General features: G+C 47.3%; 26 protein-coding genes, 2 pseudogenes and 1 riboswitch. Of the genes and pseudogenes, 19 read left to right on the top strand and 9 right to left on the bottom strand.

Annotation, left to right across the window (positions count from 1 at the left end; all coding sequences use genetic code 11):
• Positions 1-173 precede the first annotated feature (173 nt).
• From ACESLK_RS21950 to ACESLK_RS21900, 11 genes are all read left to right on the top strand, one after another.
• Positions 174-1,754: a helicase-related protein gene (locus tag ACESLK_RS21950; RefSeq protein ID WP_373231846.1), complete on the top strand. Its 1,581-nt coding sequence runs from the start codon at positions 174-176 to the stop codon at positions 1,752-1,754.
• A gap of 186 nt (positions 1,755-1,940) precedes the next feature.
• Complete coding sequence (locus ACESLK_RS21945) at positions 1,941-2,879, top strand: DUF3991 domain-containing protein (protein WP_373231845.1); 939 nt, start codon at positions 1,941-1,943, stop codon at positions 2,877-2,879.
• 83 nt (positions 2,880-2,962) lie between these two features.
• Entirely contained in the window at positions 2,963-3,112 is a 150-nt protein-coding gene (locus ACESLK_RS21940) for a hypothetical protein (RefSeq protein WP_373231844.1), read from the top strand.
• A 313-nt stretch (positions 3,113-3,425) separates the two neighbouring features.
• A complete protein-coding gene (locus tag ACESLK_RS21935) occupies positions 3,426-3,788 on the top strand; it encodes a plasmid mobilization protein (RefSeq protein ID WP_373231843.1) in 363 nt (120 codons plus the stop codon).
• A gap of 14 nt (positions 3,789-3,802) precedes the next feature.
• Entirely contained in the window at positions 3,803-5,194 is a 1,392-nt protein-coding gene (locus ACESLK_RS21930; RefSeq protein WP_373231842.1) for a relaxase/mobilization nuclease domain-containing protein, read from the top strand.
• Entirely contained in the window at positions 5,136-6,098 is a 963-nt protein-coding gene (locus tag ACESLK_RS21925) for a PcfB family protein (RefSeq protein ID WP_069202417.1), read from the top strand. Before ACESLK_RS21930 ends, ACESLK_RS21925 begins: the two co-directional genes overlap by 59 nt.
• On the top strand, positions 6,095-6,997 hold the full coding sequence (locus tag ACESLK_RS21920) for a hypothetical protein (protein ID WP_373231840.1): 903 nt from the start codon (positions 6,095-6,097) through the stop codon (positions 6,995-6,997). The genes ACESLK_RS21925 and ACESLK_RS21920 overlap by 4 nt, the downstream gene beginning before the upstream one ends.
• A 40-nt stretch (positions 6,998-7,037) precedes the next feature.
• The gene (locus tag ACESLK_RS21915) at positions 7,038-7,229 is read left to right on the top strand and encodes a hypothetical protein (RefSeq protein WP_021877380.1); all 192 of its coding nucleotides are present in this window, start codon (positions 7,038-7,040) and stop codon (positions 7,227-7,229) included.
• Positions 7,216-9,036, top strand: a complete 1,821-nt coding sequence (locus tag ACESLK_RS21910) for a VirD4-like conjugal transfer protein, CD1115 family (protein WP_373231839.1) — start codon at positions 7,216-7,218, stop codon at positions 9,034-9,036. Before ACESLK_RS21915 ends, ACESLK_RS21910 begins: the two co-directional genes overlap by 14 nt.
• Entirely contained in the window at positions 9,030-9,290 is a 261-nt protein-coding gene (locus tag ACESLK_RS21905; RefSeq protein ID WP_380029462.1) for a glutamyl-tRNA amidotransferase, read from the top strand. The genes ACESLK_RS21910 and ACESLK_RS21905 overlap by 7 nt, the downstream gene beginning before the upstream one ends.
• A gap of 67 nt (positions 9,291-9,357) precedes the next feature.
• A complete protein-coding gene (locus ACESLK_RS21900; protein ID WP_483862625.1) occupies positions 9,358-10,197 on the top strand; it encodes a VirB6/TrbL-like conjugal transfer protein, CD1112 family in 840 nt (279 codons plus the stop codon).
• A gap of 21 nt (positions 10,198-10,218) precedes the next feature.
• On the opposite strand, the gene ACESLK_RS21895 is transcribed toward ACESLK_RS21900, so the two are convergent.
• The gene (locus ACESLK_RS21895) at positions 10,219-10,554 is read right to left on the bottom strand and encodes a helix-turn-helix domain-containing protein (RefSeq protein ID WP_373231837.1); all 336 of its coding nucleotides are present in this window, start codon (positions 10,552-10,554) and stop codon (positions 10,219-10,221) included.
• Positions 10,555-10,718: 164 nt separating this feature from the next.
• Here ACESLK_RS21895 and ACESLK_RS21890 point away from each other — a divergent pair, with 164 nt between their 5' ends.
• The 3 genes from ACESLK_RS21890 to ACESLK_RS21880 are packed head-to-tail and all read left to right on the top strand — an operon-like array spanning position 10,719 to position 13,971.
• Positions 10,719-11,258: a hypothetical protein gene (locus ACESLK_RS21890; protein ID WP_373231836.1), complete on the top strand. Its 540-nt coding sequence runs from the start codon at positions 10,719-10,721 to the stop codon at positions 11,256-11,258.
• A gap of 30 nt (positions 11,259-11,288) precedes the next feature.
• A complete protein-coding gene (locus ACESLK_RS21885) occupies positions 11,289-11,648 on the top strand; it encodes a PrgI family protein (RefSeq protein WP_483862624.1) in 360 nt (119 codons plus the stop codon).
• Positions 11,641-13,971 (top strand): VirB4-like conjugal transfer ATPase, CD1110 family, encoded by a 2,331-nt coding sequence (locus ACESLK_RS21880; RefSeq protein ID WP_373231835.1) that lies wholly within the window; start codon positions 11,641-11,643, stop codon positions 13,969-13,971. Before ACESLK_RS21885 ends, ACESLK_RS21880 begins: the two co-directional genes overlap by 8 nt.
• Before the next feature lie 205 nt (positions 13,972-14,176).
• Here the strand turns inward: ACESLK_RS21880 and ACESLK_RS21875 are convergent, their stop codons facing one another.
• Entirely contained in the window at positions 14,177-14,596 is a 420-nt protein-coding gene (locus ACESLK_RS21875) for a universal stress protein (RefSeq protein WP_373231834.1), read from the bottom strand.
• Positions 14,597-14,612: 16 nt separating this feature from the next.
• Positions 14,613-16,079, bottom strand: coding sequence for a SulP family inorganic anion transporter (locus ACESLK_RS21870; RefSeq protein ID WP_373231833.1), 1,467 nt, complete (start codon positions 16,077-16,079; stop codon positions 14,613-14,615).
• A gap of 169 nt (positions 16,080-16,248) precedes the next feature.
• Between ACESLK_RS21870 and ACESLK_RS21865 the strand changes: the two genes are divergently transcribed.
• The gene (locus ACESLK_RS21865) at positions 16,249-16,791 is read left to right on the top strand and encodes a recombinase family protein (protein ID WP_373231832.1); all 543 of its coding nucleotides are present in this window, start codon (positions 16,249-16,251) and stop codon (positions 16,789-16,791) included.
• 82 nt (positions 16,792-16,873) lie between these two features.
• Here ACESLK_RS21865 and ACESLK_RS21860 read toward each other — a convergent pair.
• Positions 16,874-17,821: pseudogene (locus ACESLK_RS21860) on the bottom strand (cation:proton antiporter); the annotation flags it as partial.
• A gap of 156 nt (positions 17,822-17,977) precedes the next feature.
• Here ACESLK_RS21860 and ACESLK_RS21855 point away from each other — a divergent pair.
• A complete protein-coding gene (locus ACESLK_RS21855; protein WP_373231831.1) occupies positions 17,978-19,336 on the top strand; it encodes an IS4 family transposase in 1,359 nt (452 codons plus the stop codon).
• On the opposite strand, the pseudogene ACESLK_RS21850 reads toward ACESLK_RS21855, so the two are convergent.
• The 5 genes and pseudogenes from ACESLK_RS21850 to ACESLK_RS21830 all read right to left on the bottom strand — a co-directional run.
• A pseudogene (locus ACESLK_RS21850) lies at positions 19,325-19,574 on the bottom strand (cation:proton antiporter); the annotation flags it as partial. The gene ACESLK_RS21855 and the pseudogene ACESLK_RS21850 overlap by 12 nt on opposite strands.
• A gap of 176 nt (positions 19,575-19,750) precedes the next feature.
• Entirely contained in the window at positions 19,751-21,076 is a 1,326-nt protein-coding gene (locus tag ACESLK_RS21845) for a voltage-gated chloride channel family protein (RefSeq protein ID WP_373231830.1), read from the bottom strand.
• Between the two features lie 67 nt (positions 21,077-21,143).
• A riboswitch (Fluoride riboswitch) is annotated at positions 21,144-21,205 on the bottom strand.
• 56 nt (positions 21,206-21,261) lie between these two features.
• A complete protein-coding gene (locus tag ACESLK_RS21840) occupies positions 21,262-22,587 on the bottom strand; it encodes an MATE family efflux transporter (protein WP_373231849.1) in 1,326 nt (441 codons plus the stop codon).
• A 253-nt stretch (positions 22,588-22,840) separates the two neighbouring features.
• Positions 22,841-23,602, bottom strand: coding sequence for a substrate-binding domain-containing protein (locus ACESLK_RS21835; RefSeq protein WP_373231829.1), 762 nt, complete (start codon positions 23,600-23,602; stop codon positions 22,841-22,843).
• A gap of 50 nt (positions 23,603-23,652) precedes the next feature.
• A complete protein-coding gene (locus tag ACESLK_RS21830; RefSeq protein WP_373231828.1) occupies positions 23,653-23,775 on the bottom strand; it encodes a helix-turn-helix domain-containing protein in 123 nt (40 codons plus the stop codon).
• A 205-nt stretch (positions 23,776-23,980) separates the two neighbouring features.
• On the opposite strand from ACESLK_RS21830, the gene modA reads away from it, so the two are divergent.
• Genes modA through ACESLK_RS21815 form a run of 3 tightly spaced genes read left to right on the top strand, consistent with a single transcriptional unit; the run spans position 23,981 to position 26,550 of the window.
• Positions 23,981-24,805 carry a molybdate ABC transporter substrate-binding protein gene (modA, locus tag ACESLK_RS21825; protein ID WP_373231827.1) on the top strand — a complete coding sequence of 275 codons (825 nt, stop codon included), beginning with the start codon at positions 23,981-23,983 and terminating at the stop codon, positions 24,803-24,805.
• The gene (gene modB, locus ACESLK_RS21820; protein WP_373231826.1) at positions 24,798-25,475 is read left to right on the top strand and encodes a molybdate ABC transporter permease subunit; all 678 of its coding nucleotides are present in this window, start codon (positions 24,798-24,800) and stop codon (positions 25,473-25,475) included. The genes modA and modB overlap by 8 nt, the downstream gene beginning before the upstream one ends.
• A 1-nt stretch (position 25,476) precedes the next feature.
• Positions 25,477-26,550 (top strand): sulfate/molybdate ABC transporter ATP-binding protein, encoded by a 1,074-nt coding sequence (locus ACESLK_RS21815; RefSeq protein ID WP_373231825.1) that lies wholly within the window; start codon positions 25,477-25,479, stop codon positions 26,548-26,550.
• The last annotated feature ends 15 nt before the right edge of the window (positions 26,551-26,565 follow it).

Below are 26,565 nucleotides of genomic sequence, written 5' to 3'. Positions count from 1 at the left end.
CTTGATATTTGGTTGTGATTTACTTTGCGGGTGGTGTCAGCTTCGCTGGTACTGCCCCTATATGGGGCATTGGGCGACCGGTGCCCGTTTCATTTGAGTTATAACCTCCTTGACAAACTGCACCGGAAGGAACGGGCTATCGCGCGAAAACGCGGTTTGCCCGTTTTTATAATTTGCCGGAGCTGATGAACGTCTTTAAGGAAGTGGCGGACATTCAGACAGCGGATATGCTCCAGCTTCCGGTTCCCAAAGCCCACTTCCACAACGTCGCTGTTCCGCCGAGCGATTTTCAGCGTGAGATGGTCGCGGATCTCGCCAGCCGCGCCGAACTGGTGCGAGCGAAGCGAGTAGAGCCGCATGAAGACAACATGCTCAAGATCACCAACGACGGACGCAAGCTGGCCCTCGATCAGCGGCTGGCAAACGCCATGCTACCCGATGACGAAGGCAGTAAAGTAAGCGCCTGCGCGGATAACGTCTTTCGGCAATGGGCCGACAGTCGGGATCAGCGGCTCGCGCAGCTGGTCTTTTGCGACCTTTCCATTCCTAAGCAGGACGGAACCTTTAATGTGTACGACGAGCTGCGGCGAAAACTGACGGAGAAAGGCGTTCCGGTTGAGGAGATCGCCTTCATTCACGACGCCAATACAGAAGTGAAGAAGAAGGAACTGTTTGCCAAGGTGCGAACGGGACAGATTCGCATATTGCTCGGATCGACGTTTAAGATGGGTGCGGGAACGAACGTTCAGACCAAGTTGATCGCGCTTCATGACCTCGATTGTCCGTGGCGACCACGCGACCTGGAGCAGCGCAGCGGGCGGATTATTCGGCAAGGCAACCAGAACAGCGAGGTTCACATCTTCCGTTATGTCACAGAGAACACGTTTGACGCTTACCTCTATCAAACGCTGGAGAACAAGCAGCGGTTTATCTCGCAGATCATGACCAGCAAATCGCCGGTTCGTTCTGCCGAGGACATTGATGAGACGGCTTTGTCCTATGCTGAAGTTAAAGCGCTGGCGACCGGAAATCCGTACATCAAGGAGAAGATGGACCTCGACATCCAGGTATCCAAGCTCAAGCTGCTCAAGGCGAATCATTTAAGCCAGCGTTATGCGCTGGAGGATCGGCTGCTCAAAATGCTGCCGCAACAGTTCAAGTCAACGGAGGAACGCATTGCTGGGTATGAGCAGGACGTGGCCTTGTTCATGCGCGCCCAAGCGTCGGAAAAGGCTAGCAGCGACGATTCCCGTTTTCCCGGTATGACCATCAAAGATTACACCTACTCGGAACGTGCTACGGCGGGCGCTGCCCTGCTGGAAGCCTACAAGGGCATGACCTCTCCCGATCCGCAGGATGCAGGCAGTTACATGGGCTTTTCCTTATGGCTATCGTTTGATAGCTTTGCAAAGGAATACAAGGTGACGCTGCGCGGCGCTTTGGGCCATACGATTACGTTAGGACCGGATGCAGGCGGCAATATGAGTCGAATAAACAACACCTTGTCGGATTTGCCGAATAAGCTCGCCTATTGCCGTGACCAGCTCGCAACACTCAAGCAACAGATGGTAACGGCGAAGGAGCAGATCGAGGCACCGTTCAAGCAGGAGCAGGAATTGCAAACGAAGTCCGCGCGGCTCGCGGAGTTAAATGTGCTGCTGAACATGGACAAAAGGGAAAACGAAGCCGTGGACAGCGTGTCGGATGAAGAACCTGAGCTGCCGGAGCGAAAGGCTGTCAATCGTGAACGCTAACCGGCTGATACGTTCGTGTCCTCCTGGCAACGATGGAATCATCGTTTAAACTACAGGCGGAGAGCCCGGTTCGATGAAATGGCTGATCGTTTCCCTGTTATTTGTTGAGGTAATCTATACGACAATGAAAGCCTGTTGTTGATGGAGCGCAAACAGGCTTTTTATTTTTTCGAAAGGAGTGAGGCTATGAGCTACGTCACCAAAGAACAAATCGAACGTGCAAAGCAATTGGACCTGCTCACTTACCTGCAATGCTTCGAACCTTACGAACTTGTACGGTGCTCGCGCAATGTCTATTCAACTCGAACTCACGACAGCCTTAAAATCTCTAACGGCAAATGGTTCTGGTGGTCGCGAGGGATTGGCGGGCGCTCGGCGCTAGATTATCTCATTAAGGTACGTGGCCTATCGTTTCCCGATGCGGTATTGCAAATTGACGATAATTCACCCGTCTATATATCTTCGGCTGCGCCAATCGTTTCTTCAATTGCGCGGCTGGAGCTTCCCGAACCGTATGAGACTTCAAATCGTGTTATTGCTTATCTTTGCAAACGCGGCATTTCCCGCGACGTAATCGATTTTTGTCTCGACTCGGGACGCCTGTACGAAAGCAGAATGTACCATAACGCGGTCTTTGTGGGATTTGATTTGACAGGCGCTCCGCGTTATGCGGCGATTCGCGGGACAACCAAAGCTCGCTACATGGGTGAAGCGCCAGGCAGCGATAAACGGTATTCGTTCGCTATACCAGCCGATGACAACGGCTCCGAGTTGCATTTGTTTGAAAGCGCAATTGACCTATTATCGTACTGCACCCTTGCTGCAATCTCCGGGAAGGACTGGCGACAATCGCATCAATTATCGTTGGCCGGGATATACAGCCCAAAAGAAAAAAAGGATAAAGGCACTGCACCGGCTGCACTCACCAACTATTTGCAAAGCTATCCGGAAGTGGAGCGCATGGTGCTTCATTTGGACAACGACGAACCTGGCCGTTCTGCGACAGTAATGATTCAGCAAATACTCAGCCAATCTTACGAGATTTCAGATGAACCGCCAATCAGGAAAGACGTTAACGATGACCTGATGATTTATCGTAAAGTGCGCGAGCAGCCAACTCGTTAGCATCGCTCGGTACAATGGTATTCAGCGCAGTGTCGGGTGAAAATAGAGGTGGCTTCAAAATTCTGATTCCAAGGAGGTAGGGCATGAGCGAACAGGACAATAATGAGCTTGCTGAGGAGATTGAAAAAGCACTTTTGGAGGCAGAGGAAGAAGCGCAAAGAAACGATCCGACACGTTTAGACCATCAAACGGTGATGACCAATCTACGCCGGGCAATAAACAAGGAACGTTGATGGAAGCCAACCACCATAACGTTTTACACGAAGACGCTGAGCGATCAGCGTCTTTCGTCTTTTCGATGCCCTTCCCCTTTTTCCCGGCAGGTGCCTTTCAGGGCGACGCGAGACGAATGTCTCGTGTTGCAGCAAGCACTGAATTTGGTCTCCCAAATTCGCTTGTTAGGGGCAAGCCCCTAATACCCCTATCTCAACAGCACGCTGTTTTATCGAGAATATAGGTTTCAACAAGGATCGGTATTTTTCAGGAACGCCAGAAACCATTTAGCGTTTCATTCGGGCTATTTCCTTTGAAGAAGGAAGTGAAAATATGAGAAGACGAGCGATCCGCATTCAGGTATGGGTGAACAATGATGAAAACGCAAGACTTCAGGCGAGTGCGAAAAAATCGGGACTTTCACAGGAGGGTTACATTCGATCTCTGATTAATGGCTATGTTCCGAAGGCGATGCCGCCACCGGACTATTTCGCGATGATGCGTGAGTTGCACGCTATCGGCAATAACCTTAACCAATTGGCCGCGAAGGCGCATGCGACCGGTCATCTGGATCGGGGAGCTTTTCAGCAGGAGGCTGATCACTTACGCCGCGCTGTCCAGCAGATTCAACAGGCCGTGACAGCACCGGAACCGAGAAACGTACCACAAGGAAATCCTAACGTACATCCGCCGTAAAGGGGACAGCACATATGGCGACAACCGCAATATGGGACGTTACCGACCGTCTCAAGCGCGTGCTGGATTACGCCACCAATCCTGATAAGACCGATCAAGCACGTGAAGAGCATGATGACTTGCAGAAGGTGCTCGCCTATACCAGTGCGGATGCCAAAACAGAAAAACAGCTTTACGTGAGCGGGATCAATTGCGATCCTCTTACCGCTTACGAGCAAATGCAGCGAACCAAACGACAATTTCAAAAGACCGATGGCATTGTGGCTTTTCACGGGTATCAGGCGTTTGCACCGGGCGAAACGACGCCGGAAATGGCACATGCCATTGGCGTCAAACTGGCGCAGGAATTATGGGGGGAACGCTTTGAAATCGTGGTATCAACCCATTTGGACAAGGAGCATCTGCACAATCACTTCGTCTTAAACTCGGTGTCGTTTCTGGATGGTAACCGCTATTACGATAACAAAGCCTCTTACACGCTGATGCGGCAAACATCCGATCGACTGTGCAGGGAGCATGCCTTATCGGTCATTGAGCAGCCGGAGCCGGGTAAGGCCAAGCATTACGGAGAGTGGCGAGCGGAGCAGGAAAACAAGCCGACCTGGCGTGGTTTGATTCGCGAGGACATCGACGCCGCTATCGCCGCTGGCATGACGATGACGCAATTCTTCACGATCCTTCAAAAGCAGGGTTATGAAATAAAGTCGAACGTAAAGCATTTGGCGGTACGTCCGCCGGGCAAAGAGCGGTTTGTTCGATTGCGTAGTCTTGGCGACGAATACACGGAGCATGCGATTAAGCAACGCATTCTGCAAAACCAGTTACCGCAGCGTCAGCCACCCATGCCGATGCCGCGGCGCAGGCGAGCAGTCATCGTTCGCAGCACCGTACACATCGGACGCAGATTTAGCGGTCTGCAAGCCTTGTATCTACGTTACTTATTCAAGATGGGTATTCTGCCCCGTTCCCGCGCGTCCCGTAAACGGACGTCTTTTTTATTGCGTGAAGACTTGCGACACCTGAAGGCCATCACGGAGCAGACCAAGCTGCTATGTCGGCATCGTATTTCCACTACGGATCAATTGACGGGTTATCTTGAAGGACTGCAAACGGAGTTGAAACAAGGATACGGCTCCCGCAAAATGCTGTACAACCGCCTTCGCCGTTGCCAGCATCCCGAGCAAATAGAGCTGTACAAATCGCAAATTGCTGAACTTTCCCGACGGCTCGCGAAGCTCCGAAAGGAGGTGAGGCTTTGTACGGGCATCCTTGCCCGATCCGACGAACTGGCAAACAAGCTGCAACGTAACGAGGAAGACCAATCGACACGAAGGGAGGCCAATGTCCATGAGCAGTGGAACCGAGGCGGCCGATCAGGTCGTCAGTATGAGTCTCCGTGGCATTGAGGTCATGGCGAAAATTTCCGGTGAAGGCGCGAAGCATCTGGCTGTTTATTTGTTCGCCGCCCTGCAAGGGCAAAAGCGAACAAGAGGCCGCATTCGTCTGGAAAGCTTGCTGCGCAGTGGCAAGGAACTGAAGGTATTTGCGGTGCGAAATGAAGACTTGCCGACTTTTTGCAAAGAAGCGAAGCGGTATGGTGTCCTCTATTGCGCGCTGCGTGACAAGAAAAATGTGGACGGGCTTTGCGACGTCATGGTACGGGCCGAGGATGCGTCCAAGATCAACCGAATCGTTGAACGCTTCAAGCTGGCGACCGTAGATACGGCCAGCATCAAGCAGGAGATTGTGAAATCCCGCAGCGAGAAGCAGTCGGTCGAGCGTGAAGGGGCGGCGCAACCACCGGAGCAACATGCCGGGACACCCGAAGAAGGAGCCAACGAGTCGCCAGCTTCAAATGAGGGAGCGGTAGTGAGCGAAGATTTTTTGGACGATCTGTTGGGAAAGCCCGAGCCGGCGGCGGAGGTGCAGCCGGTAAACGAGCAGCAGGGAACCGATCAACCGGCGGCCGAGGCGTGGGAGGTCGAGCGAACGGAACCGGAGCGTCCGCTTCCCCTCCCGCCGACACAGGAGGAGAGGACAACGGAACCATCCTCTCCGTCCGCGCCTACCTCCGAGCGCAGCGCGGCATACGAAAGGGTTACGATTGACCCTGAAAAGCCGAAGGAAAAAGTGTCCGTCCGCCAATTGCTGCGTGAAATTCGGGAGGAAAACCGGGCGGCAGAGAGCAGACGGCGGCAGCAGGTGCAGGAACCGTCGTTGCCTAAGCGCAGAGATCGCGGGAATTCGGCGTCCGGCAGTAAAGCATCCGTTCCGATGGCCGGGAGTCGAAAGCGAGGGAAATCGAAATGAGCGAACTGGACGAGTTATTCCAGCCCCAAGTCACGACGGCCTCCGGTCAGCGTGAGCAGCCGTTCGACAAAGAAGCGTGGGCGCAAAAAAAGCAAGAACTGCGGCAGTGGACGTATGAGACGATTGATACTGCCACAGCCGCCATTGCGCAAAACGGCGAACAATTTCAGCATTATCTGGACGTACAAAGCCGTTTTGATCTCTACAGCGTCGCGAATGCGCTGCTTATTTTCGCGCAGCGCCCGGATGCCACTCGCATTGCTGATTTTGATAGCTGGAAAGAACAAGGCGTCTATATCCGTCGCAAGGAATCCGGATTTTACTTCTTGGAGCCAGGCGAGGAATACAAGCGAGAAGATGGGAGTACCGCAATCAGCTACAACCCCAAGAAGATGTTCGATGTTGCGCAAACAACCGCACCGAAAAAGGAATCGCCGATCTACCCGGATGACCGCACGCGCATCAAGGCATTGATGGACCGCTCACCTGTTGCGATTACGATTGGAGATGCCTTGCCTGCGGAGGTTCATGCGCTCTATCAGCCGGATACGCGAAACATCGTGATACGTCGCGGGCTTGGGGCCAGTGACATTTTTCGGGCGCTCGCACAGGAGTTGGCGCATGCGGAGATTGATCGCGGCCATAACGACTACAGCCGCTCCCATTACAATTTCCAAGCTTATTGCGCTGCGTATATGCTATGCAAAAAGTTCGGCGTCGAGACGGCTTCTTTCCGCTTCGGCCGGGTTCACGAACGGCTCAAGGAGTTGGAGCCACAGCATATTCGCGCCGAGCTGACGGTGATGAAGGATGCGGCACACGACATTTCCCGTCGTATGCACCGTATGCTGGCCCAGCAACGACAGCAGCAACCGAATCTCAGCGATTCCACCCGCTAGTCGTGGCATGCTTTTCATTTTTCTGTTGGGAGGAGTGGCGATGAAAGAGGAAGAACGCATCCTGAGAATGGATCATTACGAGCATGGCATTGTCATCAACGCCTTGAATGCGCTCCGCAACGACTTGATCGGCCAGCAGCGGCCGACCGATCCTGTTGACGATTTACTGCTCAAAGCGATTGACGCTCCCTATCAAAAAATAAAGCGCCGGAGTCATCATGCGGCGCGCTGAAACCGCAAGGAGTAATCTTTTACTCTTTGCGGTTTTTTTTATTCCGGTCGTGTGGGCGGCGCTGCTTGCCGCCCCCGCTTTGTCAAAGGGATTACCGGCACTTCTGCTGTATCTCAGCGAGGCGATTAACAATCCCTTCCAGATTCAATGGGTCGAGGATACGCCGCGAAGCTTGTTGCTGTTCACGTTGATTTATGGGATTTCGGTCGGCATCTACTTGGCGTCCCCGCGCAACTATCGGCGGCGCGAAGAGCATGGCAGCGCACGATGGGGCAAGGCCGGACGGATAAATGCCAAGTATCGCGACAAGCAACCGGAACAAAACAAGATTCTGACGCAGCAGGTACGCATCGGCTTGGATGGCCGCAAGCATCGCCGGAACCTGAATGTTCTTGTCGTCGGCGGTTCCGGGTCCGGCAAAACGCGGTTTTACGCCAAGCCGAACGTTATGCAGGCGCATACGTCCTTTGTCGTGCTCGACCCCAAGGGCGAAATTTTGCGCGATACCGGGCATCTACTCAAGTCCGAAGGCTATGACATCAAGGTGCTGGATCTCATCAATCCACGACGTTCGCATGGCTACAATCCATTCGCCTATTTGCAAGACGACAAGGATGTTCTCAAACTGGTCACCAATCTGATCCGCAATACGACACCGAAGGGCAGCAATACCAACGATCCCTTTTGGGAGCGATCCGAGACCGCCTTGCTGGAAGCGCTCGTGCTATACCTCCTATATGAAGCACCGCCCGAGGAGCAAAACTTCCCAATGGTCATGGAAATGATCGCGGCTGCGGAGGTGCGGGAGGAGGACGAAACGTACCAAAGCCCGCTCGATGAACTATTCGAGCGGCTGGCCATGCGCGATCCGGAACACCTTGCCGTCAAGCAGTACAACATTTTCAAGCTGGCGGCGGGCAAGACGGCCAAGTCCATTTTAATTGGCCTCGGCGTTCGATTGGAGAAGTTCAATTTGCATACGATTGCGGGGATGAGCATGGTCGACGAAATGGAATTGCCCGTTATGGGGGAGAAGAAGACGGCGATGTTTGCCGTCATTCCCGATAACGACAGCATCTTCAACTTCATTGTCGGCATGCTCTACACGCAGCTTTTTCAATGCTTGATGTACGAGGCGGACTATCGGCATGGCGGACGCCTGCCGGTTCATGTTCACTTTGTCATGGACGAGTTCGCCAATGTAGCGCTTCCCGACGAATTTGACAAGCTGCTCTCCACGATGCGCAGCCGGGAAATTTCCGTTTCTATCATTTTGCAAAATTTAGCGCAACTCAAGGCGCTGTACAAGGATGCATGGGAATCGATTGTGGGCAACTGCGACGAATTTTTGTACTTGGGCGGCAACGAACAGTCTACCCACAAATACGTCTCGGAGCTGCTTGGCAAGGAAACGATTGATACCAATACCTACGGCCAGAGCAAGGGGAGAAACGGCAGCTACTCGATCAACTACCAGCAATCAGGCCGCGAATTGCTCACACCAGACGAGGTGAGGTTGCTGGATAACCGCTTTTGCCTGCTCTTTATCCGTGGCGAACATCCAGTCCAAGACGACAAATATGATTTGCTCAGGCATCCTCATGTCTCGCTCACGACGGATGGTAACGGTCTTCCCTATCAGCATGGCGGCACGGAACACGCTTTGGACTGGCAATCCGTGTTCCTTCATGCAGACGGGGATTATGAACTTCTTTCGGAAGAAGAAGTAGAGTCGTTATTTTTACGAAGGTATTTATTAACTTTAAAATTAAACCGAAACGGCTGCTGGCCCTGTACATCGTGCTGATCTTAACGGGAACTGTATTCGTCTCCACTGCTTATGCAGAGGGCGATCCGATGACGACAGTCAACAACCTGTCTACTTTTATCTTCGGTTTAATCCGTGCGATTGGCATGATTATTCTCGGTTTCGGCATTGTTCAAATTGGATTGTCGCTAAAATCCCATGACCCTTCTCAGCGCGCAAACGGGTTTCTGACGCTCGCCGGAGGGGTCATTATTACGTTTACGAAGGAAATTCTTACCCTGATTGCCGGATGAGCCTGAAGCTTTGCATGAAGGGGGGCGGACGTTTCGTCTGTTCCCCGTTTACGGAAGGGGTGAGCATGTGTCAAAAAACAGTTGGGTGATCGACAACCTCGAAAATGCCTTGGATACCTGGAACGAAAAGATGAATGAAATTTGGCATCTTGTTACCCAATCACCAGCGGATTTTAAGGGCGGCGGCGTATGGCGAGTGATTATTGATATTCACGGTGCGTTGCAAGCTACGGGATTGGCACTCCTGGTCTTATTTTTTGTGATTGGCGTTGTGAAGACGACCGGCAACTTTGCGGAAGTGAAAAGGCCGGAGATGGCCGTCAAGCTGTTTATCCGCTTTGTGCTCGCCAAGGCGGTCGTAACCTATGGTCTGGAGTTGATGATGGCTCTCTTTACGATTGTACAGGGGATCATCTCAACGATGATGGGACGCTCCGGGTTTGGAGCGACAGAGGCTATGGCCTTGCCGGATACGGTAGCGCAAGCGATTGAAGACGTTGGCTTCTGGCATAGCATTCCGCTGTGGATCGTCACCATTCTCGGCAGTTTGTTCATTACGGTGCTATCCTTTGTGATGATCCTTTCGGTGTACGGACGCTTTTTCCGTATCTATTTGTATACGGCAATAGCCCCCGTTCCGCTGTCCGCATTTGCGGGGGAGCCAAGCCAAAATATCGGCAAGTCGTTCCTGAAAGGATACGCGGCAGCTTGTCTGGAAGGCGCGATTATTTTACTGGCGTGTATCATTTACTCCGCCTTTGCTACCGCTCCTCCAGCCGTCGATGCTAATGCGGGCGCGGTTACGATGGTATGGACATATATCGGGGAACTCATTTTCAATATGCTCGTTCTCGTAGGTACAGTGAAGATGGCAGATCGCATCGTGCGCGAAATGATGGGACTGTAACCACCTTGTGAATGATGGGTGTTATCGGATTGCGGTCAGAAAAAGCTTCAATAGCGCCAAAGCATCCTTACGCTGCTTCTCTGTGCATTGATTGAGCGCAGCCATAATCAATGCTGTTTCATCGTAAGGTGTGGCGTTCTCCTCTTGACCCAGAAGCAATTCATTAGGAGAAAGCTTGAGCAAATTGCAAATGCTGAACATCGTTTCAATGGACATCCCGGCTTTACCTCGTTCAATATCGGCGCAAAATCTTGGGACCCGTCCAATTCGTTCAGCCAGTTGTTCACGAGAAATTTCCAAAGCCTCTCGTTGCTTCCGAATGCGTTGCCCCACCTTCTTTTTATCGTAAACAATCATCAAGCGTCACCTCTTTAAAGGGGATGAGTTTATAACTCCCATTATGGAGAAGCACACAATTGACATAAATGAGATTAAAACTTACTATCGATGTAGTCTTCTAACATACACCATGTTTCATTCAAAAATGTCGGCTCTCACAATAAAAACGGGAGGATGGATAAATGGACGAATTGTTAAGAGAGATGGAAGAGGAGCGGCGAAAGCTGAATACGCTTGGTGAACAGTTAATAAAGCAATCCATTTCTTTATCCGGCCATCAAGCATTTCAAGAGCAAAGTCAGAAGGTCGATCAGCTAGTAGCCCGCTATCATCACATGAAAGCCAAGCGGAAGCAGCAGGTAAGGTATAAGAATTGTGGGGGGAAGCAGGCAATGGAAATTCCACCGTGGTTTCGAACAGCTATTCAAGGTCGATTGGACTACGTTTCTGCACGAATTGAACATCATTCCGATCTAAAGCGTGTTCGTGCTGAAGAAAAGAAAGCATTTCAATCCTTGTTTGCTGGTATGGATATGGAGCGCATGCCTGAATTTGATGTTTGGGAGGACAAACACCATTTTAAGCAAGCGATTATGAATGAGTGGTTATATTTACAAGGGATGAAGGATGGTTTTCAGCTTGCTGTGGAACTATTGAGCAATCCTGTGCCATTTGATGACGACACACTGATCAAACCTGAACGCAACGAGCCTGAGGCGTAGACTGCTCATCCGGGAGGGATAAAAGTGGAAGTGAAAATCAACCGGGAAATCCGGGATTATACGGAAAGCTTGTTCTTCGGACTGTCCTTGCGGCAGTTCTTTTTTTCTGTTCTGGCGGTCGCTGCGGCGATTGGACTGTATTTCGGGCTGCGTAGTCATTTCGGACTGGAAACGCTCAGTTGGATGTGCATATTGGGGGCAGCTCCCTGCGCCGCGCTCGGGTTTATCCGCTATCACGGTATGACGGCGGAGCAACTATTGTGGGCGTATGTGAAGTCGGAGTTTCTGATGCCAAGACGGCTTGTCTTCCGCTCGACCAACATATACTACGAAGCGCTAAAAGGAAGCCTGCACAAGCGTGAGCAAGAAAGGATGAAGCGCAATGATTAAGACGCTCAGGCGCACCATGAAGCAGGACAAGGAGCGGTCTGTCATTCCCAAAAGCGTACAACAAGCGATCCCGATCCGCGCCATCTGGCCGGACGGGATTTTTGCTGTCGGCAACAAGTTCTCGAAGTCGTTCCGTTTCGCGGACATAAATTACGCTGTCGCATCGAGAGAGGACAAGGAGACGATGTTCCTTTCCTACTCCGAATTGCTTAATTCGTTTGATAGCGGCGCGACGACGAAAATTACGATTCACAATCGGCGGCTGAATCAGGCAGATGTGGAAAGTTCCATTCTTATTCCGCTCCAGCACGATGAGCTGGATGTGTATCGGCAGGAGTACAACGACATGTTGCTAGGAAAAGCAACGGATGGCAACACCAACGGGACGATTCAAGAGAAATACATCACCATCTCCGTGGTTAAAAAGAACGTGGATGAAGCTCGCCATTACTTCGCGCGGGTCGGCACGGAGTTGACGGCGCATTTCTCTCGTCTCGGCTCGAAATGTACCGAGCTTGATGCGACTGACCGCCTGCGTATTCTGCATGACTTCTTCCGGATTGGAGAGGAAGCCGATTTTCGCTTCGACATGCAGGAGATGATGCGGAAGGGACACGATTTCAAAGATTACATTAGCCCGGACACCTTCGAGTTTGCCAAAGATCATTTTCGGATGGGCGAATACTACGGTCGGGTCATCTTTCTGCGTGATTACGCCAGCTACATCAAGGACAGCATGGTAGCCGAACTGTGCGACTTGAACCGCAACTTGCTTCTGTCGCTCGATGTGATCCCGATTCCGACCGACGAAGCTGTCCGCGAAGTGGAGAAGCGACTGCTCGGCGTGGAAACGAACATTACGAATTGGCAGCGACGGCAAAATCGCAACAACAACTTTTCCGCCGTCGTCCCCTACGATATGGAGCAGCAGCGCAAGGAGAGTAAGGAATTTCTTAGCGACCTGACCACGCGCGACCAGCGGATGATGTTCGGACTACTTACAATGGTACATGTCGCGAACAGCAAAGAACAACTTGATAGCGATACGGAAACATTGCTCACGACGGCCCGCAAGCATCTGTGCCAGTTTTCCACGCTCTCCTATCAGCAAATGGATGGTTTGAACACGGTGCTGCCGTATGGGCTGCGAAAGGTTCATGCTTTGCGGACGCTCACGACTGAAAGTACGGCTGTCTTTATCCCGTTTCGAGCGCAGGAGATCATGCATCCAGACGGCATTTATTACGGGCAAAACGTCATCAGCAAAAATATGATCGTCGCCAATCGAAAGCAACTGCTGAATGGAAACAGCTTTATCCTTGGCGTATCCGGTTCCGGTAAAAGCTTCGCCGCGAAACGGGAAATCGTCAATCAGATATTGGCGAGCGATGACGACATTATCCTGATTGACCCGGAGCGGGAGTATTCCGCTCTGGTAAATGCGCTGGGTGGCGAGACGATTCATATTTCTGCTACTTCGTCGAACCATATCAATGCGATGGATATGAACCGGGATTATGGCGATGGAGCCAATCCGATCATTCTTAAATCGGAATTCGTCCTGTCGTTGTGCGAGCAGTTAATCGGAGGACATCAGCTTGGAGCCAAGGAGAAGTCGCTCATCGATCGCTGTACCGCCGCTGTGTACCGCAAGTATTTGCGGAGCAACTATAAGGGACAGCCGCCGACATTGCAGGATTTTCGTGCGGAGCTGCTCAAGCAAGCAGAACCGGAGGCGCAGGATATCGCGCTGGCCATTGAATTATTTACTTCCGGCAGTCTGAATACGTTCGCCCAATCGACCAATGTCAACGTCCACAATCGGCTGATTTGCTATGATATTCTCGACTTGGGCAAGCAGCTTCTTCCCATCGGCATGCTGGTCGTACTCGACAACATCTTGAATCGGATTACGCAAAATCGCGCTAGAGGCAAGAATACGTTTATCTTTATTGATGAAATCTACCTTCTGTTCCAGCACGAATACAGCGCCAACTTTCTGTTCACGCTCTGGAAGCGTGTCCGAAAGTATGGCGCTTTTTGCACAGGTATTACGCAAAATGTGGACGATCTGCTACAAAGTCATACAGCCCGCACCATGCTTGCAAACAGTGAATTCATCGTCATGCTGAATCAGGCCAGTACCGACCGGATGGAGCTTGCCGAGTTGCTCAACATTTCGGACCTGCAACTGTCCTATATTACGAATGTTGACGCCGGGAATGGTCTGATGAAGGTCGGCAGTTCCCTCGTACCGTTTAACGATAAGTTTCCGCGACACACGAAACTTTATCGCCTGATGACGACGAAGCCTGGGGAATAGCGACTTGAAACAAGAGGCTGTCAAGGCTGAAGTAAATACTTCTTAATCTTGACAGCCTTACGCTAAGCGTATCTGAATAAAACATAATTTATATTAATGTCTCCACTTGATATGCCAGTCATCTTTTTGTAAAAGCTATCTCAAAACTTATCAATATTGTTGTTCTACTCTTCAATCGAACTCCCTCCCAACATAATGGGACCAATTATTTTACAACAATAACTGGACACTGTACTCTCTTAACCACTTTATGACTTACGCTACCCAAAACAAATTCCTGTAAGGCATTTAGCCCGCGGCTTCCTATAATGACCAAGTCCACTTTTTCATTGTTTGCATATTCTACAATAGCTGGACCAGGATCGCCGGTAATAATCTTTGTTTCATGTTTGACATTTTTAGAAGAAAGTTGCTCTACAATAGGGAGCAACTTTTGATGTCGTTTCAACTCTATTTCCTCATGATTTTGAGAATGTAAGACTTCACTTTTAATTTTGGATAAGTCCGCCACAAATAGGATTTCAACGGTGGAATCTGGAATCAAGGATGCAATTTTCGCAGCCTCCTGGGCTGCTCGAATAGAGTTTTTTGATCCATCAGCAGCGAGTAAAATGCGTTGATACATATTCATCTTCCCTTCATTAGTGTGCTTTTAGTTGAGCATTTGCATCTTGGTATACGGCTAACTTATCTATAATTTTTTTACTAGATGCATTTAGTCCTTTAATCGTGACATGATAATTGTTTTCACGATATTTGATGACTACTTTATCTACTGCGCCTACGCCAGAGTCGTCCCAAATGTGTGCATGAGAGAAATCAATAACAATATTTATATCCTCAGCGATATTAAAGTCAAAGGCTTTTATGAAGCCTTCCACAGAGGCAAAGAACAATTGACCCGTTACCTCAAATACGATTTCTTTGCTGGTCTGTCGTCTTCTAACCTCTAGTTTTGAAATCTTGGCCACAAAGAAGATAGCGCTAAGAATAACACCGGCTATAACGCCTTTGGAAAGATCATGCGTTGCAACAACAATAATTACGGTAGTCAACATGACAATGGCATCCGTTTTTGGAGCTTTTCGCAAATATGAGAATGAGGACCAATCAAACGTACCAATCGAAACCATGATCATAATTCCTACTAGTACAGGCATTGGAATTTGTACAACTAACCCACCTAATACAAGTATTAGGAATATGAGGAATAGACCAGCAACCAAAGTAGATAATCGACCGCGTCCTCCTGATTTTACATTGATTACGGACTGTCCGATCATAGCACAACCTGCCATTCCACCAAAAAAACCAGTAACTATATTCGCAATTCCTTGTCCTCTGGATTCTCTGTTCTTATTGCTTTCGGTGCCTGTCATATCATCGACAATAGAGGATGTCAGCAACGATTCTAATAATCCGACGATGGCTAAAGCTATTGAGTAAGGAAAGATGATTTGTAACGTTTCAAAGTTAAACGGAATGTCTGGAATAAAGAAAGAAGGCAGGGATTGAGTGATTCTCCCCAAATCTCCAACCGTTCCTAAATCTAAATGTCCCCAGATGGCTACTGCTGTAAGGATAATAATGGCAATCAAAGGGGCAGGTATTGCTTTGAAAAATCTAGGCAATACATATACAATAACTAGGGTTATAGCTACAAAAGCATAAGTCATAGTCGATATCCCCACAAAATGAGGGACCTGTGCCATAAATATCAGAATGGCCAGCGCGTTAACAAATCCGATCATAACTGCTCTAGGAATAAACTTCATTAATTTTGCAATCTTGAGTACGCCGAAAATAAGCTGTATGATCCCAGTGAGTATAGTGGCGGCCAACAAATATTGTAATCCATATTCTTTTACTAGAGGAACCATCAATAGAGCCATTGCGCCGGTAGCGGCGGAAATCATCCCTGGACGACCGCCAACAAATGCGATAATAACTGCGATACAAAATGATGCATATAAACCAACCATGGGATCGACACCAGCAATAATGGAAAAGGCAATCGCTTCTGGAATGAGAGCCAGGGCGACGACAATACCGGCAAGTATGTCCCCCCTGATGTTGGAAAACCATTCCCTTTTAATTTTTTCAACCACGTTTACTTCCACTCCTTATTTAATTTAGTGTGACTTTTAACTCTCATAAAAGTCAGGTTCCGTAGTAGGCAAAGCCATTTTATCATCAAAAGGACCAAAATGGAACCTTTTTGGACCTTTCTTTCGTGTTATGCTTTCATAAAGTCTTTGGCTGTAAGGGGGCATGGTTATGTTAATTGGTTATTTGAGACCTTATCAAGATGATGTAAATTGTAAAATCCAGTTAGAGATTTTGATGGAACTCGGCTGTGATCGTTTTTTCACTGAGGAGCATTCGTCTGCTAAAAAAAGAGTAATGTTAAAAAAAATGATAAACGAACTGCAATCAGGAGATACAATTGTGGTTGCAAAGTTGTTCTCATTTGCCGATTCTACACGGCACCTTGCCGAGTTATTAAATCAATTAAGGCAAAAACAAGCTTATCTTTATTCCGTTGGCGAAGGCATAGATACTAACCATTCATCTGGCTATTCATTTCATGATAGCGTAAACCATTTATTGAATTTTCAAAGCGATGTCATTAGTGAGAATACTAAAAAGGGATTATATGAGGCGAAACAAAAAGGAATTAGGGCTGGCCGTCCGCGAAAGCCCGATGAGAATGTGAAACGAGCCATTCATATGTATCAAAGTCAAAAATATAGTCTTGCACAAATAAAGGAAGAGACAGGAATTAGTAAAACTACGCTATATCGCTATTTGGAGAGCTGATCTAATAGCAGTCCAATAAGGACTGCTATTAGGGGTAGTACCAACGTAGTTGTCACCACTCGCAAACAAATGGAAATATATGTTAATTTCTATTAACTGATGAATTAACCGTTGGCTGCTTTTTTGATTGCTTACTATACAAGCCTTTGAGTAACGGTGGTGTGGCTATGGTTGTGAGGATAACGACGATAACTAGGGCTGTAAAATATTTTTGGTCAAGGAGATTTGCACCTAAACCGGTTGTGGCTAAAATCAGAGCGACTTCGCCGCGTGAAACCATACCGGAACCTATGATAAGCGATGAATGCATGTTAAAGCCGGTTAGCCTAGCACCAAGTCCAGAGCCGATAAGCTTGGTCAGAATAGCAACAAGCGTCAGCGCAACTATGAGACCGAGTTGGTTGAAAAATCCATCAAAGGAGACGGAAAGTCCGATGCTTACGAAAAAAACGGGTACAAAAACGACATAGGCGAGGGGCTCTATTTTATTCTCTACCTCGTGCTTAAATTCCGTTCTTGAAACGGCAATGCCAGCAGCGAACGCCCCGATAATTCCAGCGATGCCCAAGTATTCTCCGCCATAAGAGAAGAATAGACAGATAACCAGCGCGGTGCTGACAACCGGCTCAGTTATTTTGAGATGCGAGAACTTGTTCATGATAAACGGAACGATTTTCCAGCTCAAGAGAATCACCAGAGCGAAAAGTATAATTTTCTTTAAAATTACCGTGCTGATGCTGATGTGCTCGGTGGTTAAAAAGCTCATCATGACGGCAAGCGTTATGACGACTAGAATGTCATCGACAAGTGCGGCGCCTAAAACGGTCGTACTCTCGCGGCTTTTGAGCTGCCCCAGTTCTCGGAAGGTCTGAACGGAAATGCTGACGGACGTAGCCGAGAGCAACAAGCCAAGAAATATAGCATAGCCATTCTCGAGACCGATTACGATTCCAGTGATATAGCCACCTAATAGTGGCAGAACAATACCGCCTACAGCAACGGCAATGGACGAATTACGGTTATTATTAACTCAACTTTCGCAGAGCCAAAATCGGATTAATGGCAGGTACAGCGTGGGTTTGAGATCGATTGAATAGAGTGCTTGACGGAAATAGAAAAACACCACTTCGTTTGGTAAAGTGAGAGTGTCGAGCTTCCACTACCACACAGAAGAGGTGTCTCCTACATGATAGAGCAAAAGCAACCACTGGATCAACTGCCAAAAGAAATCAAACCGGCTTTTCAGGAACTAAAAGTCCTCAAACACTTGAATGCTGCGGGATTCAAAAAGAAATTTGGATTTACCTGTGCTTATTTGTTTCGTATTGTATTTGTCTTGTTGTTCCACCAGAAGAACTGGTTTCGTCTGCTGGAAAGCAACAAAGGCGAGACGTTTCCCGGCAAAGATACCATCTACCGGTTTTTGAATCACAGCGGGTACGCGTGGCGACGATTTTTATTGTCGCTGAGCACCGAAACCGTTCAGCGAGTCGAGAAACTGACCTCTGACTGCCGACAGACGGCGTTCATCTTTGACGATTCCATGTTCGAGCGTAACCGGAGCAAAGCTGTCGAAATGCTGGCGCGATTCAAGGATCATGCGACCGGCGCGTTCTATAAAGGATTTCGCATGCTGACAATGGGGTGGTCGGACGGGCATTCCTTTATCCCTATAGACTTTGCTTTGCTGAGTTCCGCGAAGTCCGGCATTAACGGCATGATGGAAGGAATCGACAAGCGCAGCTCCGGCTACAAACGCCGTCAAGAAGCGTTGTTTTCTGCCCCTCAAGTGATTGGTGCCATGCTGGACCGTGCCATTCAGTCAGGCGTTTCAGCCTCATTTGTGCTCATGGACAGTTGGTTTACACATGCACCGCTTATTAAGGAAGTCCTACGCCAGGGACTGCATGTGATCGGGATGGTGAAGAACGATAACAAACGTTACATCATGGGCGACGAAAGACTTTGCCTGAAGGCGCTGTACACAACTGCGCCGCGTCTCGAAGGCAAGAACCGCCACATCCTTCGCCAGATTCGGGCGGAGCTTGCCCCCGGCATCCCGGTGACGGTTGTGTTTGTCCGTCATCGTTCCAAGAAGAACGAGTGGCTCGCGATCCTTTCGACCGATCTAACCTTGACCGCCCAGGAGATCATCCGGATTTACGGGATGCGCTGGGAGATCGAAGTATTTTTCAAGTGCGCCAAGTCTCTCCTACGTTTGCAAAAAGAGTTTCAGGGGCGATCCTACGACCTGCTTGTCAGTCACACGACAATTGTCTTCTCCCGCTACATTCTGCTCGCTTGGCAACATAGACAGAGTACGGACCAGCGGTCTTTTGGAGGACTGTTTTATTTGCTTTGCGATGAAGTCGGTACGCTTGACTGGGCTGTTGCATTGCAACAACTGGTCGATTTGATCAACGAAGTCGCCACAAAAGCTGGAAAGAAGATCACCACTTTAATTCAGCGTCAACTCCAGCAATGGATTGTTGCTTTGCCCAACTACATCAAGGCTTATCTGCCGATTTCAAGCTGCGAAAGTTGAGTTATTAAGCTCTTTAAGATCCGTTTCCAGTCCGGCCATGAACATAAGCAGTAGAACTCCAATATGACTGAACGCTTGGATGACGTCCGAATCTTGAACCCAACCGAGTACGGCGGGTCCGATAACAACACCAATAATGAGTTTGCCTAACACCGATGGTTGTCCTAGTCTTACGGCAATATCTCCTGCAATTTTGGTGCTCAATTATGATAAGCATTAACTGAAAAAATAATTCCATGAGGCCATCCTTTCTCTAAAAAACACAGAAAGAGCCTGTTCATTGAACAGACTCCTCCTAGTGTTCCCGTATGCAATTTCCTTTATTATATCATGTTTTAAATGTTTCGGGAAGAATCCAAGCAAGCAAACGAATCAAACCGGAAGGTTACGTTTCGTTCAAAATAACTCTCCTCTTTATAATTTTTGAAGGTTCTTTTTCTCTTGAGCTCTGATTGATGCAAGGGTTGTCCCTTCTCGCACCGTAATAAAATGTGATTTGGATATGCCTATTCGCTGGGATGTGTAGATTCCGGTATGGCCAGCGAACAAGTAACTTACTATACAAGCAATAAACATATAGACCCCACCGTTCGCGCCAAATAATTCAATTCCCATAAAAAAACAAGCAATGGGGGTGTTGGTTGCACCACAAAACACGGCAATAAAACCTAATGCGGCTAAAAAAGGACCGTACAAATGTGAGATGTCGGCCAGAGCGTTACCTAATGTTGCCCCGATTGCAAATAATGGAGTAACCTCTCCACCTTGAAAACCAGATCCCAATGTTAGCGAAGTAAAGACTAATTTCCAAAGGAATGCAAAAGGAGAAACGTCTTCTTCGAATGAGTCTTGAATGAGGGGAATACCCAGACCTAAATAATCTCGTGTTCCGAGTAAGTAAACCAAACCAATAACGATGAATCCACCAACAGCGCTTTTAATCATCGGGTTTTTAAAAATTTGGCTGTACCATTTTTTTAGAAAATGGGTTAATTCACTAAAGAAAATACTCGTTAATCCAAACAGAATAGAAGCAAATACAACTTTAATGATCACGATGAACGATAAAGCCGGTATTTCTCCGACCTGATAATGAATATGGGAAACGCCCCAAAATGAGGTTGTAATCAAATTTCCTACAAAGCTCGCAACAAATGCGGGGATTAGAGCTTCATATCGAATGATTCCAATAGCAAGAACCTCTAGACCAAAGACTGTACCGGCTAATGGGGTTCCGAATATCGATCCAAAACCGCCACTGATCCCACAGATTAACAATATTTTTCGATCCACGGCATTGATTCGCAACAGTCTTCCGAACCATTCGGACAAACTACCACCCATTTGTACAGCCGTGCCCTCTCGACCGGCAGAACCACCAAATAGATGAGTAATTAAAGTGCCAAACAAGACAAGTGGTGCCATACGAAGAGGTATCGTTTCATTGCCTTCATTGATTTGCTCCAAAATTAAATTATTACCCTTAGCGCTGTTTTTTCCGAATTTGAGATAAAGATAACTGACCAAAGCACCTCCTAAGGGCAATAAATACAACAACCATGGGTATTGCATCCTAAGATTCGTTACATGATCCAAACTGATAAGGAATACAGCTGAGGCTGTACCTGTCAATACTCCAACCCCACTGCCTAGAATAATCCATTTAATGAATCCCCTGAGGAGTGCCAAATGCACAAATTTTTCAGAATAACTAGCCCATCTCAATCGTAATTTTTTCATACGTTTACTCTGCACCCCTTTTATGTTTTATGCCGAAAAACAAACAGACTCCTACCAGCATGAAAAATCACTGGTAGGAGTCATTAGCCGTTTCCGGCGGTTATGGCGAACTCCATCGCCTTATGAACTTGATAATATAATAGCCGGGTTTCCATTCTTGGTCAATCATTTTCGTAATTAATGGACTATATGGGTTTAATCCATTTAAAGGAGCGGTATCTCCAATATAATATTCCTGCACGGATATAATTATCTAGTGCAATTGCACTCCAAGCCCCAATAAGCCCCCATCCCCAATAAACCCCAAATAGGTAAACACCCAGAGTCCTTATTGCCCAAATACCGATCCAAGTGACGTACATAGGGTACTTTGTGTCTCCCCCTGCTTGTAGAATTGCTGTCAATGACGTAACAATCCCTGTGGCAGGCTGAGCTATAAGATCGATCAACAATACTGCGATCATTAAATGAATAACCTCTGAATTGGTAGTAAACCATTCCGCTGCACCAAAAGAACATAACCAAACGATTAAGAGTACACCGGTCATGATGATTGATGTAAGGCTGATAGCAATATTTCCATACCTCTTCACATGGTCTAACTTCCCAGAACCGGTATTTTGTCCAATCAATGTAGTCGTTGCAACAGCAAGACCGCTACCTACGATTGTAGAAAACAAGGTGAAGTTCCCTGTCAACGTATGTGCTGCATAAATGTCTGTACCCATACGAATAATCATGCCAAAATATAATATTTGGCCAGACCGCATGAACAAACGTTCCAACATAGCGGGTATACCGATACGAACTATACGTAAGAACAGATCGGTTTGGATAGACCAAAGCCGGAGGTCTAATGGGGGAAGAAGATTTTTTCGATTCATTCCTCTCAATAACAAACCTACTCCAATCATACGTGATAAGACGGTTGCGATCGCCGCACCTGTTAGGCCGAAGCCCTCGAAAAACAAACCGAAAATGAGTATGTAATCTAGGACAATATGAATGAGATTCATCCAAAGTCCTGCATGCAACGGTGTTTTGGTATCCCCGGTTCCTCTTAGAATGGCACCCATGGTGAAAACAAGAGCAATGAAAATGGAAGGTATGGATATGATGCGGAAGTAAGAACTACCAACATCGACAACAGCAGCACTCGCCCCCATTAAAGACAGGAGATCAGAGGCAAAGAAAAAAGAGAGGAAGCCAAAGATGATTCCAATACATGAGGTTAATATAAGGGCATGACTTACGATCACCTTCGATTTTTCCTTATCCTGTTCTCCAATGGATCTTGATATAAATACAGCGGTAGCGGTGGCCACGGACATAAAGACGGCAAAATAGATTTGTAATATCGCATTGGTAACGCCTACAGCTGCCACCTCTATTAGACCAAGCTTGGAAATGAATAAGCTATCGACGAACCCGACCATGCTCTGTAGAAAGTTTTCAACGATTGCTGGCCATGCTAATACTAAGAAAGTAACGACAAATGACGTTTTTTTCACCAAGTCCATTCTCCTCGTGATGAAGAAAGAACAACTCCCCAACAGTAATGACAGCCTATATTCGTGTTCAAAAAACATTAAGTCATAGGTTGGACATAGTTCCATTTCATATTTTTTAAATCGATATTCCAACACATCCATCTCGGGGTAGTACCGGCTTAGCTGTTACCATACGTAAACATATGGTATTATACGTTAATTGGTATATTAAGACAAAATATGACGATGCACATGGATCGATCACGTTAAAGACTCATATTTCTCCAACGATCTCCCCTGTCTTGGATATGTCATATCCACCCAAGCCCTTCACTTCTTCCCGAAACTCGACCGATTGGATGACGGACAGCAATGTTTGAAAGTTTGATTTCTTCAAATCATCTCTATAAAAAACGAGATCATACCGTTCTTTTTTTAAAGGAACAAACTCCACTCCTGGAACCTGCAACGCCGCCTTTTCTGTTCCCAATCCGACATCAGCAATTCCCCTGGCTATAGCGCTTGCGACAGCGATATGACTCATTTCCTCATTCCTGTGCCCCACAATTAACCTAGAATCCAAATTTAAGTTTCGGAATTGTTCGTCTAAGAGCACCCTGGTACCGGAACCTTTCTCCCGGTTTACAAACGTAATATTTTCATTCATCAGGTCCTTCCAATCTCTAATGACTTTCGGATTACCGGGAGCAACATAAAAACCTTGAGTACGGTACACCAAGTTCACAATGACTGCATGTTGACCAGGCAAAAAACGTCTAACATAGGGAATATTGTATTCCTCAGTTTCACCGTCCCAAAGATGAGTGGCTGTTATATTGGCTGTTCCCCTGTATAACGAGAGGAGTCCGTCTATACTTCCCACGTAAGAGCGTAAAGAACGCAACATAGGGTTCATTTTTTCTAGATGACGGGCTAATACATCTAGAACAATATCTTGTCCGCACATGATTAAGCCTTGGTTTTCTAAAATTAATTTCTCAACAGACACCTGCATGTTAGTACTGTTTACCTTCACAGGTGATTGAGATGAACGCGTATACGCCTCAAGATCTGAGGGGCTGATCCTTATTTTTTTCCGACACGATAGGAAGGAAGTTCCCCGCGTTTTATGAGTTCATATACCGTTCCTTTAGAGATTTTCAGCGTCTTGGCAATTTCTTCAGGAGAGTATGATAATGAATCCGTCATTTCGGCACCCCATCACAAAGTATTTATTTCGTCTTGTCAACTATTCTAACATATCGTAAACTATCCATAAGTACGGTATAGTTCTGTTTCGTACCGTTTTGTTATGTATTGCCCTTCGATAGCATCATGTTTTATTATAAAGTATTTGTTCGATGGTGCACATGGACTAGCTAAATACAGGTTGTAGAAAGGGGTGTGGATAGGAATGAGAAGAATAGCTTTGCAATTGGCTTTGGTAGGCATACTGTTGTTTACGATCATCGGATGTAGTTTCGGGGGAAGGGAACAGGCACCAAGTCCCCAAGCATCCTTACCGTCAACGAAGGTTGAACATAAATTGACGGTCGCAGCAGCCTCAGATTTAAGTTTGGCGTTCAAAGAGATTGGACAAGCATTCGAAAAGAAAACAAATAGCAAAATTGAATTTACTTTCAGTTCCACAGGGACATTGGCACAACAAATCGAAAATGGTGCTCCCTTTGATATATTTGCCGCGGCTGACATTAGCTTTGTTAATGACCTAAAGGCGAAAGGGAAGATTATTGCAGATACCCAGCAGCTTTACGCTCAGGGTAGGATTGGCTTGGCAACTACCATGAAAAGTACACTGCAGGTTAAGGAGTTGAAAGACTTTCTTGATCCTCAAATAAAAAAAATTGCTATAGCTAACCCTGACCATGCACCCTATGGTTTGGCGGCCAAGCAGGCTCTCCAAAAAGCAGGACTATGGGATCAGCTGCAGGATAAACTGGTATTTGGTAAAAATATCTCCGAAACTCTAACCTTTATTACAACGGGTAATGCGGAAGCGGGAATCATCGCACAGTCTATAGTTAAGGAAGACGAAACACGCTTTCGACTTATCGACACATCACTATATGAACCGTTGAATCAATCCATTGCCGTTATTAAAGATACGCGTGAGGAAGAACTGGCCAGGCAATTTGTAGCCTATGTCAATGAACCCGAGAGTAGAAAAATCATGCAGAAATATGGATTCGCTCCTCCGCCAGAGTCTAAAAATGAATGAGTTGAATCTGTTCCCCCTGCTCCTATCGCTCAAGGTAGCTTTCATGGCTGTAATTGTTGGTTTGATTTTGGGTCTGCCCATTGCCCTTTACTTAAGCAAATCAAAAACCAAGTTGTCGGATTTAATCGATACCCTAATCACGCTTCCGGTCGTCTTACCCCCAACCGTATTAGGGTATTATTTGCTTGTTCTTCTTGGGAGACAAAGTCCGATCGGGCAATTCTTGGAGGAACGGTTTCAGCTTATGATTGTGTTTACACCAACTGGTGCCGTGATAGCGGCATCTGTCGTTTCCATTCCTTTTCTGATTAAATCGGTAAGAACAGCCTTCTCCGAAATCAACAGGGATCTGATTCATGCCGCAAAACTGCTCGGAAGAAGCGAATGGAGCATTTTTTTCAGTATCACCGTGCCGCTTGGATGGCGTGGAATCGTTTCGGGCGTTATACTGGCTTTTGCCCGGGCGCTTGGTGACTTCGGTACGACCTTGATGGTTTCCGGAAGCATACCCAATAAGACACTAACGATGCCGATTGCGATTTACGATTCTATGCAATCGGGAGATAAAGAGATGACCAATATGCTAGTCATGATTATGACGAGTGTCGCAGTCGTGTCCTTATTTTTATTAAATCGATTGGAGAAAAGATGGGGAAGGAGATCAGGTTGACATGTTAGATGTAACCTTTTCCAAAAAAATGAAAGGTTTCTTTCTCTCCTCCACTTTTTCAGCCGGTCAAGAAATACTGGGGGTCCTTGGACCGTCTGGATGCGGAAAAAGCTTGACCTTGCAATGTATTGCTGGGTTAACTTCTCCGGATGAAGGCAAGATACTCTTAAACGAGAGAGTTCTTTTTGATTCCAGTCGAGGCATTCATGTTGCCCCCAGGTTCCGTAAGATTGGATATGTGTTTCAGCAATATGCTCTGTTCCCTCATCTTACAGTAGCGCAAAACATCGCATACGGCATTCACCATGTGGCGCGTAAAGAACGGACAAAAGATGTTGGTGAGATGATCAAAAGAATGCATTTAACCGATCTGCACGATCGCTATCCAAGCCAGCTATCGGGAGGACAGCAGCAGCGCGTCGCCCTTGCTCGGACTCTTATTACGAAGCCTGAGCTGTTACTTTTGGACGAACCCTTTTCAGCAGTCGATAATCATGTAAAGCATTTTCTGGAACAAGAACTCCTTGAGGTAATCCGAAACAACTACTCCGGAACCGTTCTCTTAGTCACTCATAACATTGACGAGGCATACCGACTTTGCAATCGGATTATGATGTACGCGAATGGTCGTATTGTACAGATCGGAACGAAAGAGGAGATTGTTCATCGGCCTGCCAATTTGACCGCAGCCCAAATCACGGGATGCAAAAATTTATTGCCAGTTGTCAGTGAAGGTAAAGACGGTAATCATTGGATTTTCCGCTCTAAAGGGATGCAACTCAAAATTAAAGTATTCGAAACGATTACTTCGAAAAAAATAGCAGGTTTTAGGTCCCATCATGTCCGGCTAAGTACTGAACCAATCTACGCAGTCAATAGTTTTCCTTGTCGTATTGCAGATGTTATAGAGGGTATATCTAGTGCAGCGGTTTGGGTAGAGTGCTTGGGGAACCGGATTCAAGTAGAAGTTCCACTTGAGGAATGGAAACTACTAAACATTCATCAATTTTATGAGGTTTATATTCATATTCCGATAGAAGACATCTTCCTTGTCGATGAAGAGGATCTATCCTGAACAGAAGGAAATGAG

It is taken from the genome of Cohnella sp. (genome assembly GCF_041640265.1).
GTDB lineage: Bacteria > Bacillota > Bacilli > Paenibacillales > Paenibacillaceae > Cohnella.
Note: the sequence above shows the minus strand (reverse complement) of the source record. Positions and strands in the feature narration are given on the sequence as shown.

Coding starts and splice junctions, on each gene's coding strand:
- ACESLK_RS21945 (WP_373231845.1), top strand. CDS start 1,941: ATGAGCTACGTCACCAAAGAACAAATCGAACGTGCAAAGCAATTGGAC.
- ACESLK_RS21880 (WP_373231835.1), top strand. CDS start 11,641: ATGATTAAGACGCTCAGGCGCACCATGAAGCAGGACAAGGAGCGGTCT.
- ACESLK_RS21920 (WP_373231840.1), top strand. CDS start 6,095: ATGAGCGAACTGGACGAGTTATTCCAGCCCCAAGTCACGACGGCCTCC.
- ACESLK_RS21865 (WP_373231832.1), top strand. CDS start 16,249: ATGTTAATTGGTTATTTGAGACCTTATCAAGATGATGTAAATTGTAAA.
- ACESLK_RS21890 (WP_373231836.1), top strand. CDS start 10,719: ATGGACGAATTGTTAAGAGAGATGGAAGAGGAGCGGCGAAAGCTGAAT.
- modB (WP_373231826.1), top strand. CDS start 24,798: ATGAATGAGTTGAATCTGTTCCCCCTGCTCCTATCGCTCAAGGTAGCT.
- ACESLK_RS21855 (WP_373231831.1), top strand. CDS start 17,978: ATGATAGAGCAAAAGCAACCACTGGATCAACTGCCAAAAGAAATCAAA.
- ACESLK_RS21875 (WP_373231834.1), bottom strand. CDS start 14,596: ATGTATCAACGCATTTTACTCGCTGCTGATGGATCAAAAAACTCTATT.
- ACESLK_RS21930 (WP_373231842.1), top strand. CDS start 3,803: ATGGCGACAACCGCAATATGGGACGTTACCGACCGTCTCAAGCGCGTG.
- ACESLK_RS21935 (WP_373231843.1), top strand. CDS start 3,426: ATGAGAAGACGAGCGATCCGCATTCAGGTATGGGTGAACAATGATGAA.
- ACESLK_RS21895 (WP_373231837.1), bottom strand. CDS start 10,554: ATGATTGTTTACGATAAAAAGAAGGTGGGGCAACGCATTCGGAAGCAA.
- ACESLK_RS21815 (WP_373231825.1), top strand. CDS start 25,477: ATGTTAGATGTAACCTTTTCCAAAAAAATGAAAGGTTTCTTTCTCTCC.
- ACESLK_RS21915 (WP_021877380.1), top strand. CDS start 7,038: ATGAAAGAGGAAGAACGCATCCTGAGAATGGATCATTACGAGCATGGC.
- ACESLK_RS21845 (WP_373231830.1), bottom strand. CDS start 21,076: ATGAAAAAATTACGATTGAGATGGGCTAGTTATTCTGAAAAATTTGTG.
- ACESLK_RS21830 (WP_373231828.1), bottom strand. CDS start 23,775: ATGACGGATTCATTATCATACTCTCCTGAAGAAATTGCCAAGACGCTG.
- ACESLK_RS21940 (WP_373231844.1), top strand. CDS start 2,963: ATGAGCGAACAGGACAATAATGAGCTTGCTGAGGAGATTGAAAAAGCA.
- ACESLK_RS21910 (WP_373231839.1), top strand. CDS start 7,216: ATGCGGCGCGCTGAAACCGCAAGGAGTAATCTTTTACTCTTTGCGGTT.
- modA (WP_373231827.1), top strand. CDS start 23,981: ATGAGAAGAATAGCTTTGCAATTGGCTTTGGTAGGCATACTGTTGTTT.
- ACESLK_RS21925 (WP_069202417.1), top strand. CDS start 5,136: ATGAGCAGTGGAACCGAGGCGGCCGATCAGGTCGTCAGTATGAGTCTC.